Genomic DNA, 22,038 nt, shown 5'->3' on the forward strand with positions numbered 1-22,038 from the left:
CAGAACCAATGCCATCGAACCCCGCCGCGCTCGCGGCCAGTCGTGAATTCGAGATCGACGGCCGCCCGCTGCGGGTGTTCGATGGCCAGCTTGGCAACGTCGGCGACTACGTGCAGGGACTGGCGCGCGCCGCGTTCACGCGCACCGAGATCGCCCGCCCCGAAACCGCCGAGTACAAGCACTGGGCGACCGAGATCAAGCTCGAAGCGTTGGTCCATCAGCCCATCTTCGAACTGACCCGGCGCGCGGTGCTGGCGTTCACCTCGACCGGTTTCGGCTACCGGCCGTACCGCGCGTACACCAATGTCGCCAGTTACGGCGACATGCTGTTCACCCACACCGATTGCCTGCCTGACCAGCACGACCTGACCGCGCTGTGGTACCTGTGCGAGCGCTGGGACCTGGAGTGGGGCGGCGAAACGATGTTCTACGACAGCCAGGACGAAGTGGCCGTCGCGCTGACGCCGAAGCCGGGACGGCTGGTGGTGTTCGATGGTGCGATCAAGCACGTGGGTCGCCCCCCGAGCCGGATCTGCTACACCCCGCGCTACACGTTTGCGATCAAGTTCGAGCGCGTCGCGATCGGATCTGGCCCATGAGCGAACAGGATGTGCAGAAGCTCTGGCGACAGGGCGAGGAATACGCGCGCCAGGGCCAGGCCAACGCGGCGTTGTCGGCTTACGAGGCGCTGATCGCGATCAAGCCCGATCACGTGCTCGGACTGTTGCGCGCCTCGCGCATCGCCCAATCGCTGGGTCGTTACCGGGTTGGTCACGGTTACGTGATGCGAGCACTGGCTGAGCGTCCGAGCGGCGAGGAAGCCGTACTGACGCTGGCGCGCGCGTTGCGCATGTACAACGAGCCCGGGGCGTTGCTCGAATGCGTGCAGCATTCGCGTTGGCGCGAGCGCCGTTCGGCCGAATGGCTGACCGAGCTGGCGATGCTGGTCAGCACCATCGGCGACAACCATCTGGCCATGCAACTGCTCGACCTGGCGATCGTGCGCGACCCGCGCCACCCGCCAACGCGCTACTTCCGCGGTGTGGTGCAGATGTTCTTCGGCGACATGGACGCGGCAGAGCGCGAGCTTGAGTTGTGCATCGCACGCGCGCCCGGATTCGCCCAGGCGCACTGGGTCCTGTCGCGGCTGCGCAAGCAGACCGAAAACAACCACCACGTCGATCGCATGGCCCAGCAGTTCCGCGCGATTCCGCGTGGCGGCGACTCCGAGGTGTACCTCTCGTTCGCGATGCACAACGAGCTGCACGACCTGGGCCGCCATGACGAGTCCTGGCGTGCGCTCGACAACGGTTGCCGGCTCAAGCGACGGCTGGCCCCGCACAACCGCGGCGATGCCCAGCGCATGTACGACGGCCTGCAGTCGCTGTGCGATGCCGGGTTCGTGCAGGCGCATGCCCCGGTGGAACCGGAGCAGGCGCCGTTCGTGCCGGTATTCATCGTCGGCATGCACCGGTCCGGCAGCACCTTGCTGGAACAACTGCTCGGTGGCCACCCGCAGGTGGCCGACGGCGGCGAAACCTATTCGTTCACCACCCAGATGCGGTACGCCGCCGACTACCGCAACAACGGCGTGCTGGACGCCGAACTGGTGCGCCGCGCCGCCGAAGTCGATTACGAACTGGTCGGCAGCCGCTTCCTGGCGCACAGCCAGTGGCGCGCCAAGGGCAAGCCCTACCTGACCGAAAAGCTGCCGTCGAACTTCCTCAACCTGGGCTTCATCGCCAGGGCGCTGCCGCAGGCGCGGATCCTGCACATGGTGCGCGACCCGCTCGACACCTGCTTCTCGAACCTGCGCACGATGTTCTCCGACGTCAACACGTTCTCGTACGACCAGGCCGAACTGGCGGAGTGGTTCGGGCAGTACCGCCGCCTCATGGCGCACTGGCATTCGGTGATGCCCGGCCGCGTGCTCGATGTGCACTACGACGCACTGGTCGCCGATCCCGAGGCGGTGATGCGCGGCGTCCTGGACTTCTGCGACCTGCCGTGGGATGCCGCGGCCACCTCGCTCGATGGGCGCGGGGCGGTGGCAACGGCGAGCAGTCCGCAGATGCGCGGCGGCATCATCAAGAACCGCAGCGCCGCCTGGGCGCCGTACGAAGCGCAACTGCAGCCGCTCATCAACGGGCTTTCCGGGCTGGCGTGACCCCCGGGCAGGGCCGGGGTGGCCAACGGCGGCCGCAACCGCGGCGTCGCGGTGGAGTCAGGACGGGAAGGCGTCGTTCGAGCCAACCTTCGCCACCGCCTTAAACCCTGTGCCGCCTGCCAGCATCCGACTGGATATGCTGACCGCCGTGACCGACACGACCAACGAAACCAGCGAGACGACACCACCGGCCTCCGATGAGCGGGAGCTGGTCGCCGCGGCCTCGCGTGGCGAGGTCGCGGCGTTCGAGACCCTGTACCGGCGTCACGTCGGACGAGTGCTGGGCGTGATCGGGCGCCTTGTCGGCGGACACGGTGCGCGGGCCGAGGACCTGGCGCAGGAAGCGTTCGTACGTGCCTGGCAGGCGCTGCCGGCGTTCCGTTTCGAGTCGGCGTTTTCGACCTGGCTGCACCGCCTGGCCGTGACGACCGCGCTGATGGAATTGCGCAGCCGCCGCAGCCGTCCGCAGTTCGACGACGACGAGGCGTTTGAACTGCTCGGCTCGCCCGATTCGGCCGGTCACGCCACGGCGTTGTCGATGGACCTCGAGCGCGCGGTCGCCACCTTGCCGCCCCGCGCCCGCGCGGTGCTGGTGCTGTACGACGTGGAAGGCTGGAAGCACGAGGAAATTGCTGCCGAGCTGGGCATGGCGGTCGGCAGCTCGAAAGCCCAGTTGCATCGCGCGCGCGGTCTGCTGCGCGCACGACTTGGAGAAACCGCATGAACCACGACACTCCGTTTCCCGAAGCCCTGCGCTGGCGCCTGCGCGAGATGCGGCGCGATGCCGCACCAGCGACCGATCTCTGGCCCGGCATTGCGGCACGCCTGCAGCCGCCTGGTCGTGTTGCCGCGATACGCCGGCAGTCGCCCCTGGCCATTGCCGCCAGCCTGCTGCTGGCGGTCGGGCTGGTTGCCGGCCTCAACCAGGAGCGGCTGTCGCCCACCGCGGCCAGCCAGGCAAGCCTGGTGCAGCGCGAGGCCGACGGCATGGCGCGTCACTACCAGGCGGCGCTGCGCGAGATTCCGCCGGCCCAGGTGCCGTCGAGCCTGCGTCCTGCGTTTGACGACCTCGACCGCAGCGTCGTGCAGATCCGCGCGGCGTTGGTCCACGAACCCGATTCCCTGCGACTGCTCGAGCAGTTGCGCCGTACTTACGACCGACGCCTCGCGCTGGCACAGCGCGTCGCCTACAGCTGACCGGAGAACCGCCATGTCCAACCATCGCCCCAGCGGCCACGCCGCCTTGTTCGCCGCCACCTTGCTTGCCGCGGCGGGCAGTCTCCACGCGGCAACGCCGATCGACCAGACGCGACCGTTGGATCCGCGCGGTCGGATCGAGATCGAGAACCTCAAGGGCAGCATCGAAGTGCGCGCCTGGGATCGTCCCGAGGTGCGCGTCCAGGGCAGCCTCGGCGCGGGCGTCGAGAAGCTCGAGATCGAGGGCGACGGGAAGCGCCTGATGGTCAAGGTGCGCTACCCGGGTCGCAGCGGCTTCGGCCTGTTCTCCAGTAACGACCGCACCGAGCCGACCCACCTGGTGCTGAACGTGCCGCTGCGCGCGGACCTGGACATCGATTCGGTGTCGGCACGGGTGCTCGTCGACGGCGTCGCGCCGGGCGAGCTGTCGATCGACAGCGTCAGCGGCGACGTCACCGTGGCCGCGGCCCCGGGCGAGGCGAATGTCGACAGCGTCAGCGGTGACCTGCGGCTGACGATCAACGGCGACAACGTCGCCGTGGAGAGCGTCAGCGGCGACATCGAACTGCGCGGCCGCCTTGGCGGGGAGATTTCGACCGAGAGCGTTTCCGGCAGGATCGACATCGCCGTTCAGCCCGGCAGCAGCCTGCGCAAGCTGACGGGCTCGTCGGTCTCGGGCGACATGCGCATCGCCACCGCGCTGGCCGGCAGTGGCCGCATCGCGCTGGACACGGTCAGCGGTGACATCCGCCTGCGGCTGCCCCGAAACCTGTCGGCCACCGTCACCGGTGAAAGCTTCAGCGGTGACCTCAGCGCGCCGGGCGCGAACATCGTGCGCCCGAAACATGGCCCCGGCAGCAGCCTGGAGCACCGCTATGGCGGCGGCTCGGCCGAGGTGCGGATCGAGACGTTCTCGGGAGACGCGAGTCTGCAGCTGGAGTGAGCGGACTCAGTCGCCTTTCATGCCGAACCAGCAGTTGAACGCGATCGTGATGCGCTCGTCGTTGCCGTAGAAGGGCAGTACCTCGTGCTGGAGCCAGGACGGGAACAGCACGAGCTGGCCCGGCTGCAGGCGCATGTTCCAGGTGCCGTGATGGTAGGGCGCGACCAGGCGCGTGTTGCCCGGGTCGAGGAAGTAGTTGCTGTAGTGGTGCGGGTTGTGGAAACGCAGCACGCCCGACTCGGGGCGATCTTCCGGCGTCTGCCCCGGGTCGACGCAATACACGCCCGACCACGACGCCATCGGGTGCGTGTGCAGGATCGTGAAGCCGCCGTGCCGGGTCACGTGGAACCACGTGTGCGAGTAGATCTGCAGGCGCTGCATTTCCTCGGCGCTGTAGCCGTTGAGCTCGGCGATCGTGCGTCCCAGCGTGGCCCAGCAGAATTGGCGCAGCTGCTGGATGCAGGCCTCGGGCCACGCAAACAGGTTGAAATCGCTCTCGAACACGCCCGCTTGCTGCTTCAGCGAGGGGTTCGGGTTCGCGTAGCGCGGGCCTTCGGCCTCGCGCGCCAGCAGCAATGATTTGACCGCGGCGTTGATCGGTTCGCAGTTGGGCAGGTGGTCCTGCGCGAACGGAACCGCGAAAGCGGGGTGGAGCTGGAACGCCATTGCACATCTCCGCTGGATCGTCCGGCGCACCTTTGCAGCCGGACCGGCAGTGTAAACCGCGCAAAAAACTACGGCCCCTTGCGGGGCCGTAGCGGGTGTTGCCTACATCGGGTCGATCAGAACTTCTGCGAGTAGCGGAAGTAGAAGAAGCGGCCCGGGACTTCGTACGCAGGATCGAACGAGTTCGCGAACGCGGTTGCGGCGATCGGCGGGTTCTTCTCGAAGATGTTGTTCACACCCACGGTGACCTTGGCGTTCCACGGCGCATTCCAGTAGACGCTCGCGTCGTGGTACGTGGTCGCGCCGATGTGACGCTCAGCCGCGTTGCGCTGGCGGAACGAGTCACCACCGGCCGTGCCGTCCCACACACCGTTGCCGTTCGTATCGACCGGAACGGCGACGATGCGGTCGGTGTCGGTGCAGAGGAAGCCGTAGCCGTAGTCTTCGTACGCCTGGCAGTTTTCGGTCTGCGACGAGAAGTAACGGACGTTCCACGTTGCGCCCCAGTCGCCCTTCTCCCAACGGGCGGCCAGGTTGGAGCGGACGCGCCACTGGTTGATGTTGTTCGGGCCGTCGTACTCGCCGACCTGGTTGCCGCCTTCGTTGAAGTTGAGCGGCTGGCCGATCTCCGGCGTGATCAGCTCGTCTTCACCGAAGATGCCGTCACCGTCGAGGTCGTCTTCGAAGCTGGCCAGGTACGTGGTGTCCCAGGTGAAGCTGAACTTGCCCCACGCGGTTTCCGGCAGACGGTAACCGACCGTCAGGTCGTAGCCCTCGACCTCGGTACCACCGATGTTGGTGGTGGTGTTGAGCAGGGTCTGGATGTTGCCGTCGGCGCGACGGGTGTACAGGGCGCAGGTCGGGCCGGTGCCGCCGGAATCAAGACACTGCTGGATGATGTTGGCGCCGCCGATCGTGGTGATCGCGTCTTCGATCTTGATGTTCCACCAGTCAAGAGCGAAGTCGAGGCCTTCGGCCCAGCTCGGGCTGTAGACCAGGCCCAGCGTGGTGGACTCGGACTTCTCCGGCTGCAGGTTCGGGTTGCCGCCGACGGTGATGCGGATCTGCGGGTTGTCCTGCGCGTAACCACCCGGTGCCACGCCTTCGGCGATGCAGCGTGCCTGGGCCGGGAGGGTCTGGTTGTTGAAGTTGACGATGTTGCAGGGGTCGCTCAGGGTCGGGAACGAGTCGGCCTGGCCGGCGAACAGCTCACCGATGGACGGCGCGCGGAAGCCTTCGCTCCAGTTGCCGCGGATCATCAGGTCTTCGATCGGCTTCCAGCGGAAACCGAACTTGCTGTTCAGCGTGTCGCCGAAGTTGCTGTAGTCGGAGTAGCGGGTCGCCACCGAGAAGTCGAGCAGCTTGGCGAACGGAACGTCGGCCAGCACCGGGATCGCGAGTTCGAGGTAGGCCTCGTCGAGGCTGTACGCACCCTCGGTCGCCGTACGGGCGTTGCCGGTGGTGTTGCCGGCGTTGATCAGCGCGTCCGGGGAGTCGAAGCCGGACTCGTTGCGGTGTTCGAGACCGAACGAGAAGCCCAGCGGGCCGCCCGGCAGGTCGAACAGGTCGCCGCCGATGTTCGCGTAGTACGTCTTCTGGGTGTAGTTGTACTCGTCGTGCGCCGTGAAGGTCACGTAGTCGAGCATGTCCTGGGTGATGCTGCCCGCGCCGCCCAGCAGGTTCAACGGCACGCAGCCGGTGATGATGGCGGTCGGCGTGCCGCAGCGGGCCACGCCCCCGGCGTCACGGAACGACGGGCCAAGCGCAGCGGCCAGGGCCGGGATGTTGAACAGGCCTTCGGTGGTGTTGTTGGCCTGGTTCTCGCCGTAGAAGTAGCCGGCTTCCCAGTCGTAGTACTTCTCACCGAAGGTCAGCGTGCCTTCCAGGCCGGCGTTCATCGCAAACGTGCGGACGTCCTGGTTGAACGAACGGCCGCCGGTCTCGACGATACGGCGGTTGACGCGCGAGACGTCCTGGCCGAACGGGTTGTAGATGCTGTTGCGGCTGATGAACACCGCCTGGCCCTGCACGCCCGTGCCCGGCGCGGTGCCCAGGGTGACCGGCATCGCGGCGAGAAGCTGCTCGGAGATGCGCTGGTTGTAGGTGATGGTGGTCTTGAAGCGCAGGCTGTCGGTGATGTCGAACGACGCGCTGCCGAACACCGAGCGACGCTCCTGCGGGGTCAGCAGGTAGTTCTCGGGGGCGAAGTTGTAATTGTCGGCGCCGGGAACGTACGGACGCGGAGCCGTGCCGGCGCCGTCGTAGGTCCAGGTGCCAGCGCCGCCGTCGAAGTTGGTCTGCCCACCGGTACAGCTGCGGGTGGCCGGGTTGTAACCGCCCGGGCACAGTGCGAAACGGCCGTTCGGGCTCGTGCCGCTACCGGCCAGGTTGGCACCGGTGCCGATGATCGGCTCCTTCGAGATGTAGCGGTCGCCCGCCATCACCTGCTCTTCTTTCACGTAGCCAAAGCCCAGCATCGCCGAGAAGCGATCCGAGCTGGAGCCGATCATGAAGTCGTAGCCCTGGCGGAAGCCGTCGCCCTTGTCGAAGGTGCCCAGGTAGGCATTGGCTTCGGCGCCTTCGAAGTTCTGGCGCAGGATGACGTTGACGACGCCGGCAATTGCGTCCGAACCGTAGATCGTCGAGGCGCCGTCCTTCAGGACTTCGATGCGCTCGACCGCGGCGGTCGGGATGGTGTTGAGGTCGACCGCGCCACCGAGACCGGTGCCGCCGACCCAACGCTTGCCGTTGACCAGCACCAGGGTGCGGTTCGAGCCAAGGTTGCGCAGGCTGACGCGGGTTTCGCCGTTGCCGCCGTTGTTGAAGGTGCTGTTGAGGGTCGAGCCGTTGGCGGTGAGGTTCTGGATCACGTCGCCGACGGAGGTCAGACCCTGCGCGGTGATGTCTTCGCGGCTCAGCGAGAACACCGGCTGCGAGGTTTCGATATCGGCGCGCTTGATGCGCGAGCCGGTGACCTCGATACGACCGAGGGTGGTGGGGTCCTGAGCGGCAGGGGTTTCCTGCGCAAAGGCCACACCGGTGCCGGCAACGGCGGTGGTGCCCACTGCGAGCGCGAAGGTGATCGCGTCGCGAAGCTGGGTGGTCTTAAAGGTCATCTCTCTCTCCAAGTCAGTCTTGGGTAATTCCCATGGGAACCTCCCCGGTGGAGTCAAGCGAGACGCCAAAACCGGCAAGGCCGGGCCGATAGTAGCCCCCTCTGGACAAAAATTAAAGTGTTGTTAATGCATACGCGTTTCCCGCCAACTATCGCGGAAAATGCGTTACAAATCAGTAGGTTAGATAGGGGTTGGCCTGAACAGGCAGCCGAGGTCCGCGCGCCTGGCGTCAGAGGCCGTGCTGGCAGCGGACGTGAGGGACGGTGCCCTCGGCGTGGTCTTCGGCGCTGGGAGGGAAGCGGTTCTTGCCGCGGGTGATGACGTCCGGCGCCGACCGGGAGCTGGTCGCTCCACGGCCTACAGCAGGTCAGCTCAGCGCCTTGGGCGCCCTGCTGGCTGGCTTCGTCGGGGTTGTCGGCCACGCGTCCGACGAGGTTGGCGTCGAAGGCGCCGACCGTTCCGTGGGTTGACTTGGTGCGGGCCTGAGGGGGCCGCGGTACGCGCGTCTGGCGTCAGAGGTCTTGCTGGTAACGGACGTACGGGACGGTGCCCTCGTCCTTGTCTTCGCTGCTGGGCGAGAAGGGGTTCTTGCCGCGGGTCACGACGTTCTCGTTTCCGGCGAAATCTCGCGGGAAATTCGTTTCAGATCAGTTTGTTGAGCTGATGTCGGCCTGAGCAGGGGGCCGAGGACTGCGCGTCTGGCGTCAGAGGTCTTGCTGGTAACGGACGTACGGGACGGTGCCCTCGTCCTTGTCTTCGCTGCTGGCCGAGAAGGGGTTTTTGCCGCGGGTCACGACGTTCTCGGCGCCGACCGAGAGCTGGCCGCTCCACGGCGTGCGCCAGGTCAGCCCAACGCCGATGGCACCCCACTGACTGGCTTCGTCGGGGGTATCGACCACGCGCCCGACGATGTTGGCGCCGAAGGCGCCGACCGTGGCGCCGACGGTGAGACTCTTGCTGTTCCAGCGATCGGCAAGTGCCGGTGCTTCGCCGACCGGGACCAGCCGGGCACGCGCCCAGGTACCGCCAATGGAGACGGTGGCTTCGCGGCCGATGTTGCGCTGGCCATAGACGGTCAGCGTGTTCTGGTCGATCGTGCCGGGCTTGTTGTTGGGGCTGAGCCAGGCCGGCAGGGTGTCGCGACCGCTGCCCAGCGTGATGCCGATGCGCCCATTGGGGCGCGAGAGGCTTGCGCCGGCCAGTGTCTGGCGATTGCTGTTGTCGGCATCGACGGCCGCCAGCAGGCAGTGGCTGGCAAGGTCGCCTACGGCCGACAGCAGGCCGTTCTTGCGATCGCACACCAGTCCCAGCGTATCGCCGCCACGCAGACCGAACGCGGCGTCCAGCGTGGTGCTGCCGGCGCGCCAGCGAGCGCCAGCGCTCGCCGTGCCGGTGGGTTCGAGCAGGAGGATGGCCTCCACCTTGCCGCTGGCGTGGTTCCAGACCGGCAATGCGGTTTCCGTGCGCGACCCCGGGCCGCCGATGGCCTGCGCATGCACTCCCGTCGCCGCGCCTAGGGCGAGGAACAGGGCAAGTGGCAGTCGCAGGAGGGGCTTGCGCATGGGTTGGTTACGACCGGATCGGACCGGTGGAGTTCCCCTGACGTTAGGCCATGACTATAGGGTGTTTATGTTTATTTAACAATCGCAGGGAGGCGCGAAAACCGGCCAGTGAGGCTGCCGCCCATCGCTACTGAAGGCGGTCGGGCGCCGTCAGGCTCACGTTGGCGTGTTGCGGGGCGAACAGTGCCTGCACCTGGCTGCGGTCGAAGTGGTAGCTCTGGCCGCAGAACTCGCAGCGCACGTGGGCCGTCCCGGACTCGGCCGCCGCCAGGGCTTCTTCCTCGCCCAGCGACGCCATCATCGACTCGACGCGCTCCCGCGAGCACGAGCAGGCAAAGCGCAGCGGCTTGCCGCCGAGCAGCTGTACGCCGTCTTCGTGGAACAGGCGGGTCAGCAGGACATCGCCTGGCAGATCCAGCAGCTCGGCCGGTTTCAGGGTCTCGAACAGGGCATTCGCGCGCGTCCAGCCGTCTTCGTCGCCTTCGTCGCCCGGCAGCTTCTGCAGCATCAGGCCGGCGGCGCGTTCACCGTCGGCGGCCAGCAGCAGCCGGGTTGGCAGCTGTTCGGACTGACGGAAGTAGTCCTCGAAGGCACCCGACAGGGAGTCGGCGTCCAGCGCGACCATGCCCTGGTAGCGCACCGGCTCGCGCCCCCCGGCGGTGGGATTTTCGATGGTGATCGCCAGGATGGCGCCTTCGCCCAGTTCGCGCAGATCGCGCGACACCGTGCCGGTGCCTTCCTCGGCGAGCTGCGCGATGCCGCGCAGGGTGCCAGCGGCCGTGCATTCGACGAACAGCGTGCGCAGGGCGCCCTCGCTGCGCAGTTGCACCGACAGGCGGCCATCGACCTTGGCATGGCCGGTGAACAACGCCGCTGCGGCCGCGGCCTCGCCCAGCAGTTCGACCACGGTCGCCGGGTACTGGGAGCGTTCCAGGACCTGGCGCCAGGTGTCCTCGAGGTGGACGCGGACACCGCGTACGCCGGCATGCTCGATGAGGAAGCGGGTCAGCTGGTCGCGGTCGTTCGGTTCGGTCATGGCAGGCTCGTGCGGGTGGACGCTCGCAATCCGGGATAATGCGCGCGTCCTCGTGGAAGGACAGTGCCGCAAACATGGGGATCGGGAGTCGCCGGTGCAAGACGTGGAAATGACAACAACCGCCCGCGCGGATGCGCCCGGGCCGCGGAAGCGACGAACCTGGCGCAGCTGGCTGTGGCGCCTGCCGTTGCTGTTCGTGGTGGTGACCGTGTCGCAGGTGCTGGTGATGCGCTTCATCGACCCGCCATTCACCACCTTCATGGCGGTCCGCCAGTTCGAGGCCTGGGGATCGGGCAACTGGGACTTCCGCATTGCCTACGACTGGCGCGACCTCGAGGCGATCTCTCCCAGCCTGCCGGTTGCACTGGTGGCCGCCGAAGACCAGAACTTCGCGCAGCACCATGGCTTCGACCTGCGTGCGATCGAGAAGGCCCGCGTCAACAACGCGCGTGGCCGCAAGGTTCGCGGCGCCAGCACGATCAGCCAGCAGACCGCCAAGAACCTGTTCCTGTGGAGCGGCCGCAGCTGGATCCGCAAGGGCATCGAGACCTGGTACACGCTGCTGATCGAACTGCTGTGGCCGAAGCAGCGGATCCTGGAGGTGTATGCCAACGTCGCAGAATTCGGCGATGGCGTGTATGGCGCGCAGGCCGCCGCGCGCACCTTCTTCCGCAAGGACGCCGGTCGCCTGGCCCCGTCCGAATCCGCGCGCATGGCTGCGGTCCTGCCCAATCCGAAACGTTACAGCGTGGCGCGCCCGGGGCCGTACGTGCTGCGCCGCGCGCGCTGGATCCAGCGCCAGTCCTCACAGATCGGCGGTGCCGGCTACCTGAAAACACTCGACTGACGCTGCTGCCCCGATTGGGTGTGGTGGCCCGGGCGGGGCGTGACGTTGGGGCGGGGCTGTCGTTGGGATGGCCAGGTGCAACCGCTACCATGCCCGCCATGAACCAGGATTGCTTCCAGCGCCCGCCATCCGTCGGTACGTACGACCTGCTGACGGTGGTGATCGCGGCGTACAACGAGGCCGAGAGCCTGCCGCTGATCCAGCCTCGCCTGACCCGCGTGCTCGACGGTCTGTCGGCGCAGGCCGGCATCGACGGGCGCGTGCTGTACATCGACGATGGCAGCAGCGACGCCACGTGGACGGTGCTGCAGGCGCTCGCGGCGTCGGATGCACGCGTTTCCCTGTTGCGCCTGTCGCGCAACTTCGGCAAGGAGGCGGCGCTGACGGCCGGCCTGGATCGGGTTGAACGCGGTGCGGCGCTGATCCTGGATGCCGACGGCCAGGATCCCCCGGAACTCATCCCCGAGTTCGTGGCCAGGTGGCGCGAAGGCTACGACGACGTGCACGGCACACGCGTCGAGCGCGACGGCGAGGGCTGGCTCAAGCGCGGCACGGCGCACGTGTTCTACCGGATGATCGGGCGTCTTTCGAAGACGCCGATCCCCGCCGACACCGGCGACTTCCGCCTGCTGTCGCCGCGCGCGCTGGCGGCGTTACGGCAGCTGCGCGAACGCCATCGCTTCATGAAGGGGTTGTTCGGCTGGGTGGGGTACAACCGCATCGCCGTTCCGTACCACCGCGAGTCGCGCGTGGCCGGCAGCACCAAGTTCAACTTCTGGAAGCTGTGGAACTTTGCAATCGAGGGCATCACCAGCTTCTCCACCGCCCCGCTGCGACTGGCGACCTACCTGGGTCTGATGACCGCGGCGGTCGCGTTCGGCTACGCGCTGTGGATCGTCATGAAGGCCCTGCTGTGGGGCGACCGGGTTGCCGGCTGGCCGACGATGATGGCGGTGATCCTGTTCCTGGGCGGCGTGCAGCTGATCGCGCTGGGGCTGATTGGCGAGTACCTCGGACGGCTGTACTCGGAGGCCAAGCAACGCCCCCTCTACCTGGTCGACAGCTGGCTGCCCGCTGGCGGAGTATCCTCGGACCAGGCCCAAGCCGGCGAAGGAGACAGTCATGCGTACCGTACGCCACCTGCTCGAAGGGAAAGCCCCTGACATCTTCGCGATCGGACCGGACGCGCCGGTCATCGACGCGATCCGGCTGATGGCGGAGAAACGCATTGGCGCGCTGTTGGTGATGGAGGGCGCCCGCCTGGCCGGCATCGTTTCCGAGCGCGACTACGCGCGCAAGGTGGTGCTGCAGGGCCGCTCGTCGGCCAACACCCCGGTGCGCGACATCATGACCGTCGACGTCGTCAGCGTCAGTCCGCACGATACCGCCGACCATTGCATGCAGCTGGTCACCGAGCGCCGCTTCCGCCACCTACCGGTGGTCAGTGACGGGCAGGTGGTCGGCGTGGTGTCGATCGGCGACCTGGTCAAGGCGGTCATCGAAGACCAGCAGGTCGAACTGGCGCAGTTGCAGCGCTATATCAGCAGCTGAGCATCGCCAGCTGAGGTGAGCGGCGTCCGGCGCTTCCTGGACGGTAGCGCGCCGACACCAGTGACAGGATCGGCCCGCTCGCGGGAACCCTCCGTCGCGGCCATCACCGGGCGTAGCGGCCGCCGCAGCCGGAATCCTCGCCAGGTCCCAGTTCGATGGTTGCCAGCAGCGCCGCCGGCGGCGCGATGTTGGCCAACGCCAGCGCCAGCGCACCGCGCAAGCCGACGCGTTTGATGTCGGGGCGGAACCTGGGCTGCTTGAAAGTGCCGTCGACCAGCAACGGTGACCGGAACGCGAACAGGCTGCGATCCTTCGGTCGAGGGCGCAGGCGCAGGTCCAGGGTTTCCTCGCGCAGGTTGATCGTGCCGTCGCCGACGATGATGGTGTCGGTGGTGTCGAAGGCCAGCGCTCGGGCGTCCATCACCCCGTCGGTCACCGAGAAATCACCGAACGCGCAACGGATGGGAACCTTGCGATCGCGCGTCACAAGGAATTTCAGCGCCTCGGCAATGTCCAGGCCGGCCAGCTCCATCAGCAGGTTGCTGATCTGGCCGCGGCCCATGCCGATGGCGACGTCTCCGTTTGCGCTGGCCAGCATCGCGGCGATCGAGTTGCCGGTGCCGGTCAATGTGATGTCCCCTCCGACCTTGCCGATCGCGTCGCGCGCCAGCTTTATTTCGGGCAGGAGCTTGGGCAGGTCCAGCCCCCGCGCACCGATCTTCGCGGTCGTGCGGATCGGCGACCGGCGGGCGTCCATGGTGATGGTCGAACGGATGTCGCCGTTGGCAACACCGAAGTTGAGCGGATCGAGCTTCAGCAGGCCCGCGTCGAGGGTGAGGTTTGCGGTCATGTCGTCGAGCGGCAACGTCGGCGAGTCGATGCGGTGTGCGCGCAGCCGCACCTGGGCGTCCATCGCGCGCAATCGATCGAGCTTGTAGGGCGTGTCGGGCAACACCCGCGTGCGTGCCTGCTCGCGCGCGGCCAGCGCGGTGAGTTCGGGATTACTGGTTTCGCGGCGGCCGGCCCGGGGCGCGGCGCCGACGAAACCGGCCAGGTCGTCGAAATCCAGTCGCCGGGAAACCAGGTCGGCACGCAGGAACGGGCGCGCCCCGCCCGTGGTGACGGCTGCAGTGCCGCTTATGTCGCTGTCGCCGATCTTTCCGGTGAACCGGTCGTAGTGCCAGGTGGTGCGTCCGTCGCGGATGTCGCGGGTGAGCTGGCCGTCCAGTGCATAGGGCGGCGTTGGCGGGGTGACCACGCCGATCAGGGGATAGAGGTCCTCGAGGTTGGCGCCGCTCAGCACCAGCCGCAGGTCGAAGTCGCGCAGCCGCAAGGGGTCGATCAATGTGCCGCGCGCATGCGCTCGCGTCGCGCCGGCAACCGCCACGACATCGACGTGGTACGGGCTGTCCCGGTCGCGCAGTTGCAGCGGCGATTGCGCACGGCCGCGCACGGTGAACGCGTTTGCCTGCCAGCGGCCACCGCCTTCAGCCACGATCGGTGGTGAGGAGTCGCGCTGTCCCGGTTGTTGGCTGCGTATGCCGATCCTGAGGTCGGTCCGTTGCGCGGTGTCCCGGTATTCCAGCTGGCCGTCGTCGATCCAGACGTGGCGGAACTGCGGCTGCATGCCGCCGGGCTTTCCGAATTTCCAGTTGCCGGCGCGTTGCGGCCCCACTTCCAGGTTGAGCCGTGCGCGCTCGAGGCGGATCTCGGGGATGCGCACATTGCGGCGCAGCAGTGGCCACAGCTCGACGTCGAACTCCACGCGATCGGCGCTGGCCATCGTCGGTTGCTTCGACCAGGCCGCGTTGCCGAACCGCACGTGCCCGGCGCGGACGGTGGGCACCCAGCCGAGGTCCACGTCGAGGTCGCCGCCGATTTCGAACGTGCGGCCGGTACGCGCCTGCACCTGGCGTTCGATGGGGCGCTTGAACCAGTTCCAGTCCCATAGCAGCACCAGGACGGCCAGCGCCATGGCGGCAAGCGCGCACGCGGTTGCCAGTCGATGGCGCCGGACGACGGCGAGCGCGGCCGCAGATCGGGTCTGAGGCGCCGCAGGCGAGCGCGATCGGCTCACGACGGAGCCTGATCAGGCGGTTCAGCGCAGGGTGGCGCCGACAGCGTCGGCCATGGGGGAGTGCACACCGGTCGTCTCCAGCAGGTTTCGCCCCACGATCAGCAGGGGGCGGTCAAGCCGGGGTGAACCTGTTGTGCGACGTTCAGTGCCCGCTACGCGGGCATCAACACCTGCGCGGTCACCGAGACGAAATGGCAGACGCTGCCGGCGATCACGAACAGGTGCCAGATCGCGTGCGAGTACCGCAGCGACGGGCGATGGTAGAACACGGTACCCAAGGTGTAGCTCAGGCCACCGGCGAACAGCCAGCCGATGGTCCAGGTGTCCAGTGCGCCCAGCATCGGCTTGATCGCGACGATCACCAGCCAGCCCATCGCGATGTAGATCAGCGTCGACAGGCGTTTGAACCGACCGGTGTAGAACAGCTTGAACACCACGCCGGCGAACGCCAGCGTCCAGATCGCCGCGAACAGGCCCCAGCCCCACGGCCCGCGCAATCCGATCAAGGTGAAGGGGGTGTAGGTGCCGGCGATCAGCAGGTAGATCGCGCAGTGGTCGAACACCTTGAGCCGGCCCTTCGCGACCGGATGCTGGATCGCGTGGTACAGCGTGGACGCCAGGTACAGCACGAACAGGCATATCCCGAACACGACCGCGCCGATCAACTGCCAGCGATCGCCGCGCATCGCCGTCAGCGCGATCAGCACCGCGCCGCCGCACAGCGCCGCGGTTGCGCCCAAGCCGTGGGTGAGGGCGTTGACGAATTCCTCGCGTGCGTGCTCGATCGAGTCGGCCACGGGATGGCCCGACGCGCTGGAGGAGGCGGGAGGGGCGGCTCGATCGGGGGGGGAGTCGTTCATGTCCGCAGCATCATAGCGTTGCGTGGAGCAAAGGCTCGGCTGGGCGTGACGGCGGCCCGTGCCTATGATGCGCACAGCCCGACCGCGAACCGCGCATGATCATCTCCCACCAGCACCGCTACATTTTCGCCGCCATCCCCAAGACCGGTACGCACTCGGTGCGCCAGGCCCTGCGCGAGCACCTCAGCGAGGACGACATCGAGCAGGTCGGCCTGTTCGTGAACAAGCGGTTCCCGTTCGAGGAGCTGGCTGCGATCCGGCACGGTCACCTCAGTCTCCGACAGGTGCGGCCGCACCTGGGCGACGAGGCATTCGAGGCGTACTTCAAGTTTGCGTTCGTGCGCAATCCGTTCGATCGCTTCGTGTCGTACTGTGCCTTCATGACGCGTGCCAACGGCGCCTTCCTCGCCAATCCCAAGGCGGTGATGCGTCACATCCTGTTCGAGGCGCCGCCGCTGCAGCACATCCTGTTCCAGCCGCAGCACACGCTGGTCACCGATGTGGACGGCACGTTGCTGGCCGACATGGTCGGTCGGGTCGAGGAGATGCAGGCGTCGTACGACGCGATCTGCGCGCGCATCGGCATTCCATCTGCGCAACTGGGCCAGGTCAACAGCTCAAAACGCGGCAGCTACCGTGATTACTATGACCAGACCCTGATCGACGGGGTCGCGAGCTTCTACGGGCGCGACATCGAATTGTTCGGTTACGACTTCTGAACACCCGCATCGCCAGACCACCTTCGCCAGCCTGACCACGACTGCCATGAACACCCTTGCCATCCAGCCCAACCCGCGCAAGACCACGTCGGTGCGCCAGCTCGGCCAGGTCGACATCGCCCACCTGCGCGAAGCGGTGCTGGCGATCCCGGAGCCGCTGTGGGACGCGGAGAACGCCGACAAGCCGAACCGCTTCGAGGCGCTCGATCGTACCCGCCATATCGTGTTCCGCTTCGTGTCCAACTTCCAGGACTGGCGGCAGTCGTACGACCGGCCGCTCTGGGCGCAGTGGCGGGAGCTGCTGGAGCCCGTGCTCGCGCAGGCCGTGCGGCCTTACGGCTACACCAACGCCGCCTACCCGCGCGTCATGCTCGCGCGCATGGCGCCGGGCGGCGTGATCAAGCCGCACCGCGATGCCAACCCCGCGGCGAAGTGGCCGCACAAGATCCACGTCCCGCTGCTGACCAACGACAAGGTCACCTTCTTCGTCGATGGCGTCGGCCACCACTTTGTGGAGGGCCAGGCGGTCGAGGTCAGCAACATGGCCGTGCACGCAGTCGAGAACAACGGCGACATCGATCGCATCCACCTGATCTTCGAGTACTACGACCTGGACCAGCCGGCGCCGGACTGGGTTCGATAGGGCACTTGCGGAAACGACGGCCTGCGTCGGCGCGGGCCGGGGCCGGTGGGGCTACCTGCGGCCTTGGCCCACCAGGAAGCCGACCAGCCCGGAGGCGATGGCGCTGACGATGCCTCCCGCCCACTTCTTGTCCTCGGCATTGCCGTTGGCGAAGGTGAGCAGGCAGCCGGCCACGATCGCCGCCACAACCGCCAGCGCAAAAAGGAACAGGCCAAAACTCATGCGTCGACGCAGTTCGGCGTCGGCGGATTCGCGCTCACGGCGCGCGGTGGCGTCTTCGGGTGACTCGTTGCTGACGCTCAGCTCGTAGTTGTGCCCACGCGCGGCCAGCTGGTCGATGTTGATCTGCGAGTCGGACATCCGTGTCGACACTCTGGGGCGGGATCAGATGCCGACGATCTCGGTCAGCAGTTTCTTGTTCTGGTCGAGGATCCCGAGGCGCTTGCGTTCGGACCGCGCCTCGGAGGCCACGTCGAACAACGCGATGGCCTTGCGCAGGATCTCGCTCTTGGTGGTATGGCCGGCGCTGGCCAGCTGCTCCAGCTTCGAGTTCAGCTCAGGGGATACCGCCAGGCTGAGGCGGATGGTTTCCTTGTCGCTCATGGCTCGATCCCGGTGGGGTGACGCGTCGATAGTGCGTGCTTTCCACGCACTTTTCAATGCGCAACCCCCGTTCAGGTTCAGTCGAGGGCGACCGCGTGCGCGTGCTCGCGCGTTGCCAGGAACTGCACGTCCGGCGCGCGTTCCTGCGCCAGCTGCAGGTTGACGCGGGTCGGCGCGAGGTAGACCAGCTGACCGGCGGCGTCGAGGGACAGGTTCATCGCGTTCTTGTCGCGGAACTCCTCCAGCTTCTTGGCGTTGTCGCAGCGGATCCAGCGCGCCGTGGCGACGCTGACCTGCTCGAAGCTGGCATCGACCCCGTACTCGTCCTTCAGCCGGTAGGCGACCACGTCGAACTGCAGCACGCCGACCGCGCCCAGGATCAGATCGTTGCTCATCAGCGGACGGAAGAACTGGGTGGCGCCTTCTTCCGACAGCTGCGCCAGCCCCTTCTGCAGCTGCTTGAGCTTGAGCGGATCGCGCAGGCGCGCACGGCGGAACAGTTCCGGCGCAAAGTTCGGAATGCCGGTGAACGACAGCGCCTCGCCCTCGGTGAAGCTGTCGCCGATCGAGATCGTGCCGTGGTTGTGGATGCCGATGACGTCACCGGAGTAGGCGGTTTCGGCGATCTCGCGGTCGGAGGCCATGAACGTCAGCGCATTGGCAAGCTTCACTTCCTTGCCGGTGCGCACGTGGAAGGCCTTCATGCCGGCACTGAACTTGCCCGAGCAGATGCGCATGAACGCCACGCGGTCGCGGTGCTGCGGGTCCATGTTCGCCTGGATCTTGAACACGAAGCCGGTGAGCTTGTCTTCCGTCGCCGCGACTTCACGGCCGGTGGTGGCGCGCGGCTTCGGCGGGGGCGCGTGCTCGACGAAGAAGTCCAGCAGCAGTTGCACGCCAAAGTTGTTGACCGCCGAGCCGAACGACACCGGCGTCTGCTTGCCGGCAAGGTAGGCCTGCTTGTCGAACGGGTGCGATGCGCCCTGCACGAGTTCGAGTTCGTCGCGCACTTCGCGCAGTGCGTCCGCGCCGATGCGTGCCTCAAGCGCGGGGGCGTCGATCGAGGCGAAGATCGTCGAATCCTGGCGGGTGAAGTTGCGGCCCTGTTCGAACAGGTGCACTTCGCCGGTCAGCAGGTGCACCACGCCTTTCAGGCGCTGGCCCATGCCGATCGGCCAGGTGATCGGCGCGCACTGGATGCCCAGCACCGATTCCACTTCATCCAGCAGGTCGATCGGGTTCTTGCCCTCGCGGTCGAGCTTGTTGATGAAGGTCATGATCGGCGTGTCGCGCAGGCGGCAGACCTCCATGAGCTTGATCGTGCGCTCCTCGACGCCCTTGGCGACGTCGATGACCATCAGCGCCGAATCGACCGCGGTCAGCACGCGGTAGGTGTCCTCGCCGAAGTCGGCGTGGCCGGGCGTATCGAGCAGGTTGACGATGTGTCCCTCGTACGGGAACTGCATCACCGAGGACGTCACCGAGATGCCGCGCTCCTTTTCCAGCGCCATCCAGTCGGAGGTGGCGTGGCGCGCGGCCTTGCGCCCCTTGACCGAGCCGGCCATCTGGATCGCGCCGCCGAACAGCAGCAGCTTTTCGGTCAGCGTGGTCTTGCCGGCGTCGGGGTGCGAGATGATCGCGAACGTGCGGCGACGCAGGGCTTCGAGGGAAACATCGGACATGGTGGCGAGGCGCCGGTGGGCGCCGGGGGCAACGGGGAAGGGGCGCGATTATAGCCGGCTGGCCGGCACGCCCGGCCGCCGGCCCCGTCGCCACGGTGCGCGGCGTGCGCAAGGGCGCTCGCGCAGCCGCTCAGCCGCCGCGGCCGCCCGAGATCCGCAACGGGCCGCTGGGCCCGGTCATGCGGAACGGAATCGACTCCAGGCGCATGCCGCGGTTGATCTGCACCACGAAGTGCAGGTGCGGCGCACTGGTGAAGCCGGTATTGCCCGACAGCCCGATCTGTTGGCCGGTCTGCACGCGTTGGCCGGCGCGTACCAGCACGCCGTCCTCCTTCAGGTGGGCGTACAAGGCCATGCTGCCGTCGTCATGGACGATCCGGATGAAGTTGGCGCGGCCGTAGTACTCCTCGCTGTCCAGCCCGGCCTTGCTGAAGTCCGACTCGACCTGCATCACGACGCCGCCGCGCGCGGCCAGGACCGGCGTGCCGATCGGTGCGGCGAAGTCGAGGGCGTAGTGGTTCTCGGTGGTGGCGTGGCTGAACCCGCCGCCAAAGCCCTGCTCGATCCGGAACTGCGCCTGTTGCAACGGCAGCACGAAATCGACCACGCGTCCCGGCGATCGCGGATCGCCCGGTACGGCGCGCACCGCCAGTTCGAAGTCGGGCGGCTGGCCGCCACCGGACCCCATGAGCTCGGCCACAAGCGCGGTGCCGCGTGCCGCGAGGGTCGCGCGAGCGGGGAGCGACGGACGGCTGGTCACGTTGCGGCGGTTGTTGAAGGACACCTCCACCTCGATCGGGCCGGACAGGCTGTTGTCCACCCAGGCCTGGTAACGGTCGCCGGCGTCGATGAGGCGCAATCGGGCAATGGCGCCCGGCTCGGCCTCCACCGGGACCACCCGGACGTCGGTCGGGCGGGCGCCGGGACTGTCGGGCACGTGATCGCCGTAATGGCTCACGCCATTGCGGTCGGTCCAGCGATAGACCTTGGCGGCATCGGCTTGGCCGGTGCTGCCCCAGCAGGCCAGCAAGGCAAGCGCCAGTACGGGAACACGATAACGGACCATGGTCTTACTCGGTGCAGCCGTGGTTGAGGCCGAGGGCGCGAACGACATCGCGCAGATCGAACGCGGCCACGGCCTTGTCGTCGTGCACCGCGTACAGCACACCGCCCGGAAAGCTTGGCGTGGCGGCGGCGTGCAGGGCAACGCCGTCCGTGTAGGAGGTTACCGTGCCGCGGAAGCTGCCGCGCGGTTCCAGGGTCTGGCGATCGAACAAGTGGAAGATCGCCAGCGGGGCAAGCTGGTCGACGGCGAGCCAGTAACCGCTGCCGTCGGGGCAGCTCCACAGCGCCACGCCCTCGGCTTCGGCGCCAAAGCTGGCTTCCGGCACGCTGCGCCCGGTGAAGTGGCCGGAGAAGCTGTACTCGCGCAGGGTCGATGCGTGGCGGCGGTCTTCGTCGGCGATCAGCAGGCGATCGTGCGCGGGATCGCCCGCGATCGACTCGACCATGCGCAGTGCACTGGCCGGAGCGGTATCGCCGAACGAGCCGGCGTACTCGGTCCGCAGTGCGTCGGCGGCGACATTGACTCGGAAGCGACGCACGCGCTGGTCGAGTTCGGCGAATTCCGGCACCTGGTCGAACTTCTTGCCGTACATGAAGCTGTCGGTGACGTAGGCCTCGAGCTCGCCCGGCTCGGTCTCGCGCACCCAGATGCCGTAGGGGCTGCGCAGCACGTCGGCGCCGAACGTGCCCAGCGGCGCGAACGCGGGAAGCGCGAAAGCCTGCACGCGGTGGTTGTCGCGTTCGGCAACGAACAGCGTGTCGCCATGCACGGCGATGCCGTTGGGCCGCTTGAACTGTCCGCCATCGCTTCCTTCGCCGCCGACCGTGCGCAGGCGCTCGCCGCTGTCGCCGTCGAACACCACCAACTGGTGGCTGGACTTGGCGGTGGCGACCAGCCAGGTGCCGCCCTCGGGCGTGGGCCAGGTGGCCAGCGAGTCGAGTTCGTCGCCGCCGCTGGGCTGGCTGACAAAGCGTTCGGTGACCACCACCGGCGCGGTGGTGGCCATGCCGGCGGGCTTGGCCTGCAGGCTGGAGGTCGAACTGTCGTGCGGGCGAGTGCTCGCACACGCGGCCAGGGCGAGGGCGATCAAGGCAGCCGATGCATGGCGCGCGGCGTTTGCCGCGGCCGCACCGGTCGATTGCGTGGCGGTGGCCGCGCGGTCATGGGGGCGGGAGGTCATGGGCAAAGTTTATTCGTGAAGCCGATGGCCGGGAGCGGACGCGATCCCGTAATGACGATTGGTTATTTAATCGCTTTATCCGCATAAAGAGATTGACTGGCCCGGGTGGCATCGGCAGACTGC

The 22,038-nt window shown here is 67.4% G+C and carries 21 protein-coding genes; 10 read left to right on the forward strand and 11 right to left on the reverse strand.

Features of this window, described 5'->3' with window-relative positions; translation table 11 throughout:
- Positions 1 to 8 precede the first annotated feature (8 nt).
- From EER27_RS00690 to EER27_RS00705, 5 genes are all read left to right on the forward strand, one after another.
- Complete coding sequence (locus EER27_RS00690; RefSeq protein ID WP_123086108.1) at positions 9 to 599, forward strand: 2OG-Fe(II) oxygenase; 591 nt, start codon at positions 9 to 11, stop codon at positions 597 to 599.
- Positions 596 to 2,167 carry a tetratricopeptide repeat-containing sulfotransferase family protein gene (locus EER27_RS00695; RefSeq protein WP_123086109.1) on the forward strand — a complete coding sequence of 524 codons (1,572 nt, stop codon included), beginning with the start codon at positions 596 to 598 and terminating at the stop codon, positions 2,165 to 2,167. Before EER27_RS00690 ends, EER27_RS00695 begins: the two co-directional genes overlap by 4 nt.
- 136 nt (positions 2,168 to 2,303) lie before the next feature.
- Positions 2,304 to 2,891: an RNA polymerase sigma factor gene (locus tag EER27_RS00700; RefSeq protein ID WP_123086110.1), complete on the forward strand. Its 588-nt coding sequence runs from the start codon at positions 2,304 to 2,306 to the stop codon at positions 2,889 to 2,891.
- Positions 2,888 to 3,364, forward strand: a complete 477-nt coding sequence (locus EER27_RS17005; protein ID WP_190285582.1) for a hypothetical protein — start codon at positions 2,888 to 2,890, stop codon at positions 3,362 to 3,364. The genes EER27_RS00700 and EER27_RS17005 overlap by 4 nt, the downstream gene beginning before the upstream one ends.
- A gap of 13 nt (positions 3,365 to 3,377) precedes the next feature.
- Positions 3,378 to 4,307 (forward strand): DUF4097 family beta strand repeat-containing protein, encoded by a 930-nt coding sequence (locus EER27_RS00705; protein WP_190285583.1) that lies wholly within the window; start codon positions 3,378 to 3,380, stop codon positions 4,305 to 4,307.
- 6 nt (positions 4,308 to 4,313) lie between these two features.
- Here EER27_RS00705 and EER27_RS00710 read toward each other — a convergent pair whose 3' ends face one another.
- The 4 genes from EER27_RS00710 to hslO all read right to left on the reverse strand — a co-directional run bounded on the left by EER27_RS00710 (position 4,314) and on the right by hslO (position 10,687).
- Positions 4,314 to 4,973: a putative 2OG-Fe(II) oxygenase gene (locus EER27_RS00710; protein WP_123086112.1), complete on the reverse strand. Its 660-nt coding sequence runs from the start codon at positions 4,971 to 4,973 to the stop codon at positions 4,314 to 4,316.
- A 116-nt stretch (positions 4,974 to 5,089) separates the two neighbouring features.
- Positions 5,090 to 8,089, reverse strand: a complete 3,000-nt coding sequence (locus EER27_RS00715) for a TonB-dependent receptor domain-containing protein (protein WP_123086113.1) — start codon at positions 8,087 to 8,089, stop codon at positions 5,090 to 5,092.
- 704 nt (positions 8,090 to 8,793) lie between these two features.
- Positions 8,794 to 9,651, reverse strand: a complete 858-nt coding sequence (locus EER27_RS00720) for an XOO1806 family protein (RefSeq protein WP_123086114.1) — start codon at positions 9,649 to 9,651, stop codon at positions 8,794 to 8,796.
- A gap of 127 nt (positions 9,652 to 9,778) precedes the next feature.
- Complete coding sequence (gene hslO / locus EER27_RS00725; RefSeq protein WP_123086115.1) at positions 9,779 to 10,687, reverse strand: Hsp33 family molecular chaperone HslO; 909 nt, start codon at positions 10,685 to 10,687, stop codon at positions 9,779 to 9,781.
- 109 nt (positions 10,688 to 10,796) lie between these two features.
- Between hslO and mtgA the strand changes: the two genes are divergently transcribed.
- The 3 genes from mtgA to EER27_RS00740 all read left to right on the forward strand — a co-directional run bounded on the left by mtgA (position 10,797) and on the right by EER27_RS00740 (position 13,085).
- Positions 10,797 to 11,534: a monofunctional biosynthetic peptidoglycan transglycosylase gene (mtgA, locus tag EER27_RS00730; RefSeq protein WP_123086116.1), complete on the forward strand. Its 738-nt coding sequence runs from the start codon at positions 10,797 to 10,799 to the stop codon at positions 11,532 to 11,534.
- Positions 11,535 to 11,632: 98 nt separating this feature from the next.
- A complete protein-coding gene (locus tag EER27_RS00735) occupies positions 11,633 to 12,697 on the forward strand; it encodes a glycosyltransferase family 2 protein (RefSeq protein ID WP_123086117.1) in 1,065 nt (354 codons plus the stop codon).
- A complete protein-coding gene (locus tag EER27_RS00740) occupies positions 12,657 to 13,085 on the forward strand; it encodes a CBS domain-containing protein (RefSeq protein ID WP_123086118.1) in 429 nt (142 codons plus the stop codon). Before EER27_RS00735 ends, EER27_RS00740 begins: the two co-directional genes overlap by 41 nt.
- 103 nt (positions 13,086 to 13,188) lie before the next feature.
- Here the strand turns inward: EER27_RS00740 and EER27_RS00745 are convergent, their stop codons facing one another.
- Complete coding sequence (locus EER27_RS00745) at positions 13,189 to 15,162, reverse strand: AsmA family protein (protein ID WP_123086119.1); 1,974 nt, start codon at positions 15,160 to 15,162, stop codon at positions 13,189 to 13,191.
- 152 nt (positions 15,163 to 15,314) lie between these two features.
- A complete protein-coding gene (gene trhA / locus EER27_RS00750) occupies positions 15,315 to 16,022 on the reverse strand; it encodes a PAQR family membrane homeostasis protein TrhA (protein WP_123086120.1) in 708 nt (235 codons plus the stop codon).
- 95 nt (positions 16,023 to 16,117) lie between these two features.
- Here trhA and EER27_RS00755 point away from each other — a divergent pair, with 95 nt between their 5' ends.
- Both EER27_RS00755 and EER27_RS00760 read left to right on the forward strand, forming a co-directional pair.
- Positions 16,118 to 16,741 (forward strand): sulfotransferase family 2 domain-containing protein, encoded by a 624-nt coding sequence (locus EER27_RS00755; protein ID WP_123086121.1) that lies wholly within the window; start codon positions 16,118 to 16,120, stop codon positions 16,739 to 16,741.
- A gap of 46 nt (positions 16,742 to 16,787) precedes the next feature.
- Positions 16,788 to 17,384: an aspartyl/asparaginyl beta-hydroxylase domain-containing protein gene (locus tag EER27_RS00760; RefSeq protein WP_123086122.1), complete on the forward strand. Its 597-nt coding sequence runs from the start codon at positions 16,788 to 16,790 to the stop codon at positions 17,382 to 17,384.
- A gap of 51 nt (positions 17,385 to 17,435) precedes the next feature.
- Here EER27_RS00760 and EER27_RS00765 read toward each other — a convergent pair whose 3' ends face one another.
- The 5 genes from EER27_RS00765 to EER27_RS00785 all read right to left on the reverse strand — a co-directional run bounded on the left by EER27_RS00765 (position 17,436) and on the right by EER27_RS00785 (position 21,915).
- A complete protein-coding gene (locus tag EER27_RS00765; protein ID WP_123086123.1) occupies positions 17,436 to 17,744 on the reverse strand; it encodes a hypothetical protein in 309 nt (102 codons plus the stop codon).
- A 24-nt stretch (positions 17,745 to 17,768) separates the two neighbouring features.
- The gene (locus tag EER27_RS00770) at positions 17,769 to 17,987 is read right to left on the reverse strand and encodes a ribbon-helix-helix protein, CopG family (protein WP_123086124.1); all 219 of its coding nucleotides are present in this window, start codon (positions 17,985 to 17,987) and stop codon (positions 17,769 to 17,771) included.
- Between the two features lie 77 nt (positions 17,988 to 18,064).
- A complete protein-coding gene (locus EER27_RS00775; protein ID WP_123086125.1) occupies positions 18,065 to 19,669 on the reverse strand; it encodes a peptide chain release factor 3 in 1,605 nt (534 codons plus the stop codon).
- A 130-nt stretch (positions 19,670 to 19,799) separates the two neighbouring features.
- Positions 19,800 to 20,735, reverse strand: coding sequence for a peptidoglycan DD-metalloendopeptidase family protein (locus tag EER27_RS00780; RefSeq protein WP_123086126.1), 936 nt, complete (start codon positions 20,733 to 20,735; stop codon positions 19,800 to 19,802).
- A gap of 4 nt (positions 20,736 to 20,739) precedes the next feature.
- Entirely contained in the window at positions 20,740 to 21,915 is a 1,176-nt protein-coding gene (locus EER27_RS00785; RefSeq protein ID WP_123086127.1) for an NHL repeat-containing protein, read from the reverse strand.
- Positions 21,916 to 22,038 lie beyond the last annotated feature (123 nt).

The organism is Montanilutibacter psychrotolerans, from assembly GCF_003719825.1.
GTDB classification, from domain to species: domain Bacteria; phylum Pseudomonadota; class Gammaproteobacteria; order Xanthomonadales; family Xanthomonadaceae; genus Montanilutibacter; species Montanilutibacter psychrotolerans.

Bases quoted from the DNA above. Each gene is read 5' to 3' on its own strand.
- EER27_RS00690 (WP_123086108.1), top strand. From the start codon at position 9: ATGCCATCGAACCCCGCCGCGCTCGCGGCCAGTCGTGAATTCGAGATC.
- EER27_RS00695 (WP_123086109.1), top strand. From the start codon at position 596: ATGAGCGAACAGGATGTGCAGAAGCTCTGGCGACAGGGCGAGGAATAC.
- EER27_RS00700 (WP_123086110.1), top strand. From the start codon at position 2,304: ATGCTGACCGCCGTGACCGACACGACCAACGAAACCAGCGAGACGACA.
- EER27_RS17005 (WP_190285582.1), top strand. From the start codon at position 2,888: ATGAACCACGACACTCCGTTTCCCGAAGCCCTGCGCTGGCGCCTGCGC.
- EER27_RS00705 (WP_190285583.1), top strand. From the start codon at position 3,378: ATGTCCAACCATCGCCCCAGCGGCCACGCCGCCTTGTTCGCCGCCACC.
- EER27_RS00710 (WP_123086112.1), bottom strand. From the start codon at position 4,973: ATGGCGTTCCAGCTCCACCCCGCTTTCGCGGTTCCGTTCGCGCAGGAC.
- EER27_RS00715 (WP_123086113.1), bottom strand. From the start codon at position 8,089: ATGACCTTTAAGACCACCCAGCTTCGCGACGCGATCACCTTCGCGCTC.
- EER27_RS00720 (WP_123086114.1), bottom strand. From the start codon at position 9,651: ATGCGCAAGCCCCTCCTGCGACTGCCACTTGCCCTGTTCCTCGCCCTA.
- hslO (WP_123086115.1), bottom strand. From the start codon at position 10,687: ATGACCGAACCGAACGACCGCGACCAGCTGACCCGCTTCCTCATCGAG.
- mtgA (WP_123086116.1), top strand. From the start codon at position 10,797: ATGACAACAACCGCCCGCGCGGATGCGCCCGGGCCGCGGAAGCGACGA.
- EER27_RS00735 (WP_123086117.1), top strand. From the start codon at position 11,633: ATGAACCAGGATTGCTTCCAGCGCCCGCCATCCGTCGGTACGTACGAC.
- EER27_RS00740 (WP_123086118.1), top strand. From the start codon at position 12,657: ATGCGTACCGTACGCCACCTGCTCGAAGGGAAAGCCCCTGACATCTTC.
- trhA (WP_123086120.1), bottom strand. From the start codon at position 16,022: ATGAACGACTCCCCCCCCGATCGAGCCGCCCCTCCCGCCTCCTCCAGC.
- EER27_RS00755 (WP_123086121.1), top strand. From the start codon at position 16,118: ATGATCATCTCCCACCAGCACCGCTACATTTTCGCCGCCATCCCCAAG.
- EER27_RS00760 (WP_123086122.1), top strand. From the start codon at position 16,788: ATGAACACCCTTGCCATCCAGCCCAACCCGCGCAAGACCACGTCGGTG.
- EER27_RS00765 (WP_123086123.1), bottom strand. From the start codon at position 17,744: ATGTCCGACTCGCAGATCAACATCGACCAGCTGGCCGCGCGTGGGCAC.
- EER27_RS00770 (WP_123086124.1), bottom strand. From the start codon at position 17,987: ATGAGCGACAAGGAAACCATCCGCCTCAGCCTGGCGGTATCCCCTGAG.
- EER27_RS00775 (WP_123086125.1), bottom strand. From the start codon at position 19,669: ATGTCCGATGTTTCCCTCGAAGCCCTGCGTCGCCGCACGTTCGCGATC.
- EER27_RS00780 (WP_123086126.1), bottom strand. From the start codon at position 20,735: ATGGTCCGTTATCGTGTTCCCGTACTGGCGCTTGCCTTGCTGGCCTGC.
- EER27_RS00785 (WP_123086127.1), bottom strand. From the start codon at position 21,915: ATGACCTCCCGCCCCCATGACCGCGCGGCCACCGCCACGCAATCGACC.